6 protein-coding genes are annotated in these 9,154 nt (G+C 72.8%); 4 read left to right on the top strand and 2 right to left on the bottom strand.

The window, feature by feature from the left end; genetic code table 11:
* Positions 1-760: 760 nt before the first annotated feature.
* Entirely contained in the window at positions 761-1,462 is a 702-nt protein-coding gene (locus tag ABD340_RS38940; protein WP_344596104.1) for a DUF6882 domain-containing protein, read from the bottom strand.
* A gap of 144 nt (positions 1,463-1,606) precedes the next feature.
* Between ABD340_RS38940 and ABD340_RS38935 the strand changes: the two genes are divergently transcribed.
* Positions 1,607-2,596, top strand: a complete 990-nt coding sequence (locus tag ABD340_RS38935; RefSeq protein WP_344596102.1) for an ATP-binding cassette domain-containing protein — start codon at positions 1,607-1,609, stop codon at positions 2,594-2,596.
* On the top strand, positions 2,593-3,423 hold the full coding sequence (locus ABD340_RS38930; RefSeq protein ID WP_344596101.1) for an ABC transporter permease: 831 nt from the start codon (positions 2,593-2,595) through the stop codon (positions 3,421-3,423). Before ABD340_RS38935 ends, ABD340_RS38930 begins: the two co-directional genes overlap by 4 nt.
* A gap of 60 nt (positions 3,424-3,483) precedes the next feature.
* Here ABD340_RS38930 and ABD340_RS38925 read toward each other — a convergent pair whose 3' ends face one another.
* Entirely contained in the window at positions 3,484-6,693 is a 3,210-nt protein-coding gene (locus ABD340_RS38925; RefSeq protein ID WP_344596099.1) for an ATP-binding protein, read from the bottom strand.
* 72 nt (positions 6,694-6,765) lie between these two features.
* Between ABD340_RS38925 and ABD340_RS38920 the strand changes: the two genes are divergently transcribed.
* A complete protein-coding gene (locus ABD340_RS38920; protein WP_344596098.1) occupies positions 6,766-7,572 on the top strand; it encodes an MBL fold metallo-hydrolase in 807 nt (268 codons plus the stop codon).
* A 209-nt stretch (positions 7,573-7,781) separates the two neighbouring features.
* On the top strand, positions 7,782-8,885 hold the full coding sequence (locus ABD340_RS38915) for a baeRF2 domain-containing protein (RefSeq protein WP_344596096.1): 1,104 nt from the start codon (positions 7,782-7,784) through the stop codon (positions 8,883-8,885).
* The last annotated feature ends 269 nt before the right edge of the window (positions 8,886-9,154 follow it).

Genomic DNA, 9,154 nt, shown 5'->3' with positions numbered 1-9,154 from the left:
CGTTCGTCCTGAGCCAGGATCAAACTCTCCATCAAGGTCCAACGACAACCCAGCAGAACCGGGCCGCCAAACCTCAGGAAAACAAATCCCAGCGATACACCGACCCACAGGGCCGGTGCATTGCCTCAAAGAAATCCCCACCACGGACCTCCGAAGAGAACCGCGGCCACGGGGCGGTCCGACACTAAGGCCGAACCGATAAAGGCACTGGCTTTTAACACGCTGTTGAGTTCTCAAGAAACGGACACCCACCGCGCTCGACTCACTCTCGCGAGCCTTGCTCCGGGGCAACCCTTCTAACTTACCAGGATCTTCGCTCTTGTCAACCGCCTCAGCCGAGTCGATCTTCAAGGGCGACGCCCAGTCCGCCGTGCGTCACCGCGGGCAGCCTAAGCGGCCCGTGATGGATCGTTCGGTGGAGTCCCTCGGGCCGGCCACCTTGCGGCGTCCTGCATCCCGTCTGGGCTGACCACTCCAGAGTACCCCGACCCGAAGCGAGCTTCGAACCGTTTTCCTCTGGTGGCTTCCCCGGGAGGCCGTCCGCCTGTCGGCGTCCCGCATCCCCTCGGGGCAGGAAGAACATTAGATAATCAAGAACCACTCGTCAACTCGTACTTGCTACCCCTCGCGCACGCTGCCTAAACCTCCAGGTCACCGTCTGTTCACGTGGAAGCTGGCCGCGGGCAGGGGCGGCCCCGTGCGGCAGTGGACGGGTGCGCGCCTCTGAGCCCGGGGCCGCGTCTTCCGGCGCAGGGGCAGGTCAGGCCACTTCGGCCGATACGCGATCGAGACGGCCGTCCGTGTCGAATCCAACGCTGATCCTGCCGCCGCCTTGCGGGCCGCCGGCGATCCTCTCGGTGGTCTCCTCGTACGGGGCGTCATGACGTTCGAAGTAGCCGCGCACGACCCGCCGGTGGTCGCCCGGGAAGACCTGGACGGCCGTCATGAGCAGGCGCGGGGCGGAGTCCGGATCGAACCCGGCGGCGGGCAGCTGCGGGTCGTCGAGATGGACGTACGCGGCGCCCTTGCCCTCGTTGATGGCACATGACCAGATGCCGTTGCCGCCGAGCAGGTGGCCGGCGGCGATGGCCATCGTGGTGGCGGCCTGGTGGGGATCGGGGAAGCCGGCGAGGTCAAGGTGGCCGGCGGTGAGTTCGGGGATGTCGTGCCGCAGGCCGTGCTCGTGGATGGCGCGGACGGGCGCGACGGCCGGGTGCTCCCAGTCGAAATTCTGGTTCGCCCAGGTCCACAGCCAGGTCTGGCTCAGGTGGGAGAAACTCCCCAGGCTCGTCACGCCGCCGATGGTCAGGCCCCCGCCGCGGAGGGTCCGCGCGTCCAGGTCGGCGCTCCGGTGCTCGCTGCCGAGGAAGCCGTTCAGGGCCTCCTGCTGCTGGATCGCCGCCGCGGACCGTTCCGCCGCGAATGCTTCGAATGCCGGACTGTATGAGGTCTGTCGTGACATGTGGCCGCAGCATAGTGGCGCAGCGCTACCGGACGTGACGTGCCCCTCGCCGTCAGTGCTCTGTCAGCGCTCGTGGGCGAGGTGTCAGCGGCGCCGGTGACCGTGGTCCCGAGAGATCGCGAAGTCATCGTCGGAAGGACGCCGATGGAATATCTGATCAGGGCCGAAGGCCTGCGGAAGCGGTTCGGGGAGACGCTCGCGCTGGACGGGGTCGACCTGGCGGCCCGGCCCGGCACGGTGCTGGGCGTGCTGGGCCCGAACGGGGCGGGGAAGACCACCGCGGTGCGGGTGCTCGCGACGCTGCTGCGTCCGGACGCCGGGCGGGCGGAGGTCTGCGGGTACGACGTCGTCCGGGACCCGGCGCGGGTGCGGGCGATGATCGGGCTGACCGGGCAGTACGCGTCGGTGGACGAGGAGCTGACCGGAGCCGAGAACCTCGTCATGATCGCGCGGCTGCTGGACTCCGGCCGGACGGCGGCGCGGGCGCGGGCGCGGGTGCTGCTGGAGCGGTTCCGGCTCACGGAGGCCGCCGGGCGGGCGGTGAAGACGTACTCGGGCGGGATGCGGCGCCGTCTGGACCTGGCCGCGAGCCTGGTCGGCCGGCCGCGGGTGATCTACCTGGACGAGCCGACGACCGGTCTGGACCCGCGGGCCCGCAACGAGGTGTGGCAGACCGTCCGCGAGCTGGTGGACGACGGGGCGACCGTGCTGCTCACCACGCAGTACCTGGAGGAGGCGGAGGCGCTGGCCGACCGGATCGCGGTGTTCGATCACGGCCGGGTGGTGGCGGAGGGGACCTCGGCGGAGCTGAAGTCGCGGATCGGGCTGCAGACGCTGGCGGTGCGCGTCGCCGAGCCGTACCGGGTCGACCAGCTGGGCGCGATCGTGGCGGATCTCACGGGACGGCGGCCGGAGGTGAACGAGTCGACGGGGCTGGTGACGGCGCCGGTGCCGGACCCGGGTGTGCTGGCCGAGGTGGTGCGGCGGCTGGACGAGGCCGCGATCGTGCCGGTCGAGCTGGCGTTGCGGATGCCGAGCCTGGACGAGGTGTTCCTCACGCTGACCGGTCACCGCGCGGAGGAAGCAGAGGGAGCGGAGGAGCCGGCGCTGCTGGCCGAGGGGAGCGTGCGATGAGCGTGGACATGGTCGCGACGGCGGCGGCCGGGGCCGGGTGGGACGAGCCGCCCCGGCGGATCGGGCCGCGCCGAACGCTCCGCCACGGGCTGACGCTGGCCTGGCGGAACGTGGCGCAGTTGCGGCATTCGCCGGAGAAGCTGCTGGACGTGACGCTGATGCCGATCGTCTTCCTGCTGCTGTTCCTGTACGTGTTCGGCGGTGCGGTGGCGGGCAGTACGGACGCGTACTTGCAGAAGCTGCTGCCGGGCTTGGTGGCGCAGATGGCGATGTTCGCGACGATGGGCCTGGGGACGGCGCTGAACGAGGACATCCACCGGGGCGTGTTCGACCGGTTCCGGAGCCTGCCGATCGCCCGTTCCGCGCCGCTGGTCGGGGCGGTGCTGGGGGACACGGCGCGGTTCGTGATGGTGATGGTGATGCTGGTGGGGTTCGGGTCGCTGCTGGGCTTCCGTTTCCACACCGATCCGCTGTCGGTGGTGGCAGCGTTCGCGCTGGCGTACGTGTTCTACCTGGCGGTGTCGTGGTTCTCCGCGCTGGTGGGGATGCTGGCGCCGTCGCCGGACACGGTGCAGGGGCTGTCGTTCATCTGGGTGATGCCGCTGACGTTCGGGAGCAGCGTGCTGATGCCTGACACGTCCACGATGCCGGGCTGGCTGCGGGCGTGGGCGGACGTGAATCCGGTGACTCATCTGGCCGAGGCGGTGCGGGCGTTGACGGTCGGCGGGCCGGTGGGGAACCACGTCTGGTTCACGCTGGCCTGGGCCGCGGGGATCGTGGCGGTGGCGTTCCCGCTGGCGATACGGGCGTACAACCGGCGCGTATGAAACGGCCGCGCGTCCTGGCCTCCGCGTCCTGCGACGCGGGGGCCGGGAAGCGTTCCAGGGTCAGTCGATCGCCAGGGCCTCGTCGCGGGTGGTGTGGCGGCCCCGTGCGAAGGCCGCGGTGAACGCCTCCTCGCCGAGGACGGCCAGCGCCGCCGTCCGGGTGCGGCCGGTGTCGAAGTCGGAGGGGTCGTCGTAGCCGCGCAGGCCGCGGGCCGTGCCGAGCAGTTCGGCCGCGCGGGCGTGGTCGCCGCGGGCGGCCTCCAGCGCGGCCCGGCCGGTGACCAGGCCGGCAAGGGTGTGGTTGTCGAACAGGACGCTGTCGGCGATCTCCCGGAACGCCTCGGCGTGCCGGCGGGCGGCCTCGTCCAGGTCGCCGTGCTGTTCGGCCAGGCAGGCGCGGAGGCCGGAAGCGCGGGCGGCGGTCTGGACGAAGTCCGGGCGGCCACGCCTGGGCTCGATCATTTCGAGGACGCGCTCGAGCAGCGTCCAGGCCGCGTCCAGGTCGCCGTCGCGGCGGGCGAATTCGGCCAGCTCGAAGTAGCCCTGCGCCGCGTTGGCGTACTCGCCGATGCGTTCCGCCTCGCGGATCCCGCGTTCCAGGTCGGCGCGGGCCCGGTCGAGATCTCCGGTGCGGGCGCGGGCCCTGGCCAAGGCGATGAGCATGGAGGCGCCCTGTTCGGGGCTGACACCTTCGACGGTGAAGGCGTGGGCCTGCTCGCCGTACCGGACGGCGTCCTCGGGCTCGTCCCGTGCCATCGCCAGTTGCATGAGCCCGCTCAGGCCCATGACCATGCCCCAGCGGTCGCCGAGCGCGAGGAAGCCGTCGTAGCAGGCGTGGCAGTCGTCGACGGCTCTCGCGAAGTCGCCGTCGTTCATGGCCAGGTGGGCGATGAGACCGTGGGAAATGGCCCGCACCCACGGATCGGGGTGGTCGCGCAAGGTCTCGAACCCCTGGGCGGCGCCCGCCGTGTCACCGCTGAAGATCTTCATGCCGGGACGGGCGAGGATCAACGCGGGGTGACGGGGGTCATCGGGCATGAGCCGCAGCAGGGTCTCGATCGTCTCCCGCAATGACGCGAGCGTCGGTCCGGAATCCCGGCGCATCTGCGCCGTCAGCAGGACGGTGGCCGTGCACATCGCGTACGCCTCCTCCAAGCCGGGCGGAGCGGCGTCGCCGGCGGTGTCGAGCACGGCAGTCGCCCAGACGCCCGCCTCGGTCTCCTGGTCGCGCATCATCCAGAACCACATCAGCGCCCGGAAGAACCGCAGGCCGGTGCGGACGTCCCCGGTCCGCACGGCGTGCCGGATCGCGGCCTGCCAGTTGCCGCGCTCGGCGGCCAGCCGGTCGGACCAGACCAGCTGGTCGGCGCGGCGCAGCTCGGGTTCGGCGCGCTCGGCCAGTTCCAGGAAGAAGGCGGCGTGCTCGGCGCCGACCCGGTCGGCCTCGCCCGCCTCCCCCAGCCGTTCGGCGGCGTACACCCGGATGGTCTCCAGCAGCCGGTAGCGGACCTCGCCGGTGCCCTCGGCCATGACCAGAGACTTGTCGACCAGGGCGGCGACGACGTCGATGACCTCCAGGTCGTCCGGGGCACCGGGCAGGTCCAGGCCGCAGACGCGGGCGGCGGCCTCGGGCGTCGCGCCGCCGGCGAAGACCGACAGCCGGCGCAGCACCGCCCGTTCGGTGCCGTCGAGCAGCTCCCAGCTCCAGTCGACCACGGCGCGCAGCGTGCGGTGCCGGGGCAGCGCGGTCCGGCTGCCCGCGGTGAGCAGCCGGAACCGGTCGCCGAGCCGGGCGGCGACCTGGTCGGGGGTGAGCGAGCGCAGCCGGGCCGCGGCCAGCTCGATGGCCAGCGGGATGCCGTCCAGCGCCCGGCAGATCTCGACGGCGCGCGGGGCGGTCGCCTCGTCCACCGCGAAGCCGGGCCGGACCGCCGCCGCGCGGTCGGCGAAGAGCCGGACCGAGTCGTACTCCGGCACCTCGGCGGCGCCGGCGTCCGGCGGGGGCAGCGGGAGCGAGGGCACCGGGCACAGCGACTCGCCGGTGATGCCGAGCGGCTCGCGGCTGGTGGCCAGGATCCGCACGCCGGGCGCCGCGGCCAGCACCCGCCCGGCGACCAGCGCGGCGGCGTCGAGCAGATGCTCGCAGTTGTCCAGGACGAGGAGCATCCGGCGGGTCGCCAGCGCGTCGGCGAGCCGGTCCAGGGGGCGCGCCACCGAGCGGGTCTCGGCGGGACGGACCGGTTCGGGGATCTCCAGGGCGGTCAGCGCGGCCTGCGCGGCGTCCGCGCCGTCGCCGTTGTCGGTCACCGGGGCCAGCGGGACGAACCACACGCCGTCCGGCAGCTCGTCGACGGCGCCGGCCACCGCCTCGGCCGCCAGCCGGGTCTTGCCCGCGCCGCCGGGCCCGGTCAGTGTGACCAGCCGGCTCTCCCGCAGCAGCTTCTCCAGCCGGGCCGACTCCTCCTCCCGGCCGACGAAGCTGGTGAACTGGGCGGGCAGGTTGGTCCGCCGCCGGCCGGCGGCGGGGCGCGGCGCGGCGCCGGTGTCCTGGCGGAGGATCGCCAGGTGCGCGGACGCCAGCTCGGGCGAGGGATCGACACCGAGACCATCGGCCAGCTCCCGGCGGATCTCCTCGTACACGCGCAGGGCGTCGGCCTGCCGGCCCGCCGCGTACAGCGCCCGCATGAGCAGCGCCCGCGTCCGCTCGCGCAGCGGATGCGCCGCCGCCAGCGCCTCCAGTTCCGGGACGAGCGGGGCCGCGTCCGCGCCCGCGGCGAGCTCCGCCTCCACCCGGTCCTCGACGGCCGCCACCCGCAGCTTCTCCAGCCGAGCCGCGCCGCCGGACGCGAACGGCGCGTCCGCGAATCCGTCGAACGCCGCGCCCCGCCACAGCTTCAGCGCCCGCCGCAGCGCCTCGGCGCGGGCGCCGGGGGCGTCGACCGTCCGGGCGGCGAGGACGGCGCGCTCGAACGCGACGGCGTCCACGTCGGCCGGGTCCAGCCTCAGCCGGTACCCCGCCGGGCCGTGCTCGACCAGGTCGCGGCCGGCCGCGGCGCGCAGCCGCGACACCAGCGCCTGCAGCGCGTTGCCGCCGCCCCCGGCGGGCGGGGCGCCGTCCCACAGATCATCCAGCAGCCGCGCGACGGTGACCCACCGCCCGGCGTCCAGGGCCAGCCGCACCAGGAGCGCGCGCAGCCGGGGCCCGCCGATCTCGACCGGCCGCCCCGCCCCGTCCCGCACTTCCAGCGGCCCCAGAATGCCTATCCGCACGGGGCCATTGTGCTCCACCTCCCGAAGCGTTCGGCTTGCGGCGGGGTGGGTCCCTGCTGGGAGGGTGGCCCCATGCACGAGAAACCAAGGATCGTTTCCGGCGTCGAGGTCGTCCCGCTGTGCGACGCGGTTGGTCCGATGGGAGAGTCGCTGCGGCGTCCCCTGGACGAGACCTTCCCTGGTACGAGGCCCGCGCTCTGGGAGCGCACGAGGGCCGAGGCACCCGAGGCGTTCGGGCCGGACGGCGAGTGGGTCCTGCACTTCCACTGCTACCTGCTGCGCGTGCCCGTGGGCCCCACCGTGCTGGTGGACACGGGGCTCGGCCCGGACGGCTCCCCGGCCTCCTCCTGGGCGCCGACACCGGGATGCCTCCCCGGCGCGCTGGAAGAGATCGGCGTAGAACCGGGAAGCGTCGACACCGTGGTGCTGACCCACCTCCACAGCGACCATGCGAGCGGCGCGGTCGTCGACGGCGAACCACTCTTCCCCAACGCGCGCCACGTCGTCCAGGAGGACGAGCTCAAGTGGCTGGAGAGCGAAGGCGGGGGCGTCCTGGACGAAGTAGTGAACCCCCTGCGCGAGGCCGACTGCCTGGACGCCGTCCAGGGGCAGGCCTCCCTGTCCGACGACCTCGTGGTCGTCCCGACACCGGGGCACACGCCCGGGCATCAGTCCGTCGTGCTCGGCGACGACGAGCTGATGGTCACCGGCGATGTGGTCCTGCATCCCGTCCAGCTGCGCGACCCCGCCGTCAAGTACCTGTACGACGAGGACGCCGACGCGGCGGCCACCACTCGCGCCGCCCTGCTGAAACGGCTGCGCACCAGCGGCGGCGTGCTCGCGGCCCCGCACCTGCCGGTCCCCTTCGTCCAAGTGTGAGACGCACACGCCGGGTATCACGGCCTTGGAAGGATGCCGAGAGCCCAGATCAAGGACGAGAAGATCGGCGTCGAAGGCCGTTCCTCGATGAACGAGTCTGAACTGGTCAGGGCGCTGCGCGAGCACTGACCCGGGAAAGGAGGCGAGGGGCGACTCCCGCCCCTCGCTTTCGGGACGTTTGGTGCCGCCGGGGCGGGTAGGGCCTCGGTATGGATCTGTCTTTCCTCAAGCCGCTGTACTCCCGGCCGGGTCCGTACGCCTCCGTGTACGCCGACCTGACCCGTAACACCGAGGACGCCGGCAAGGCCACCGAGTTGCGCTGGCGTGCGCTGCGCGCGGAGCTGGAGGCGCAGGGCGCTCCCGGCCCGACGCTGCGCGCCGTGGCGCGGACCGTGGAGGAGGAGCTGGAGCTGCGCCGCTCCGAAGGGCTGGTGATCTTCGCGGCGGACGGCGAGGTGGCCTGGTCCGAGCGGTTCGAGGACGCGCCCCGCGCGTCCCTGGCCCGGGTGTCGCCCCTCCCTCACGTCCTGCCGTACCTGGCCGACCGCGGGGAGCGCTTCCCGCACCTGGTGGCGCACGTCGACCGCCGGGGCGGCGAGATCGACACCTTCGCGCCCGACGGCGGGCACCGGCACATCGACGTGCCGGGGGACGAGGAGTTCCCGATCCGCAAGGTCAAGAAGGCCAGCGACTCGGACCAGTCCCGCCTCCAGCGCGCCGCCGAGGAGGTATGGCGGAGCAACGCCAAGAAGGTGGGCCGGGAGATCGACAAGGTCGCCCGCCACACGCACGCCGAGGCGGTGCTGATCGCCGGCGATCCGAGGGCCCGCACCGCCGTCCTGGAGGAGATCTCCGAGGGCGTCCGGGAGCACACCGTCGAGGCCGATCGCGGCAACGGCCTGAACGGCGAGCTCTCCCGGATCCTGGACCTGAAGTCCGCCGAACGCATCCTCACCGTCGCCGAACGCTTCGAACGCGAACTCGCCAACGGCGAGCGCGCCGTGGCGGGCCTCCCCGCGACCGTGGAGGCGGCCCGAAGGGGCCAGATCGAGACCCTCCTCCTGGACCACGACCCTGACTCCCCGGCCCGCCTGTGGATCGGCCCCCAACCCGGCGAGATCTCGACCAGCGCCGACGAACTCCGGGAAATGGGCGTCAAGGACCCCCAAGAAGACCGCGCCGACGCCGCCCTCATCAGAGCCGTGGCCGCCACCGACGGCGGACTGGTGGTCCTACCCTCCGACGGCCCGAACGCGTCCCTGGGCGTAGGCGCCGTCCTCCGCTACTCCGACCCCCAAACCCGCCACCACTAAGCCCTCCCCCACCCCCCGGGGCTCGCCTAGCGGGCTGTGTTTATTCAACCCCGGCCCAGGGGCCTCGCCTAGCGGCTCGCACCCTGACCGGGTTTGGTGCGAGCGCGACATCGCTTCGCGATCTGGCCGGTGAGGCTCGCCTCCGGCGTCGCCTCCCCGGCCAGGTAGCGCGCTCGCGTGGGAACCCCAACGCCACACGGGGCAAGGGGCGAAGCCCCCACATCGGCCCAACAAGCCCAGCCCCGCGCAACGGGGGCGTGGGGGCGAAG

Source organism: Actinomadura vinacea (assembly GCF_039532545.1).
Taxonomy (GTDB): domain Bacteria; phylum Actinomycetota; class Actinomycetes; order Streptosporangiales; family Streptosporangiaceae; genus Spirillospora; species Spirillospora vinacea.
Note: the sequence above shows the minus strand (reverse complement) of the source record. Positions and strands in the feature narration are given on the sequence as shown.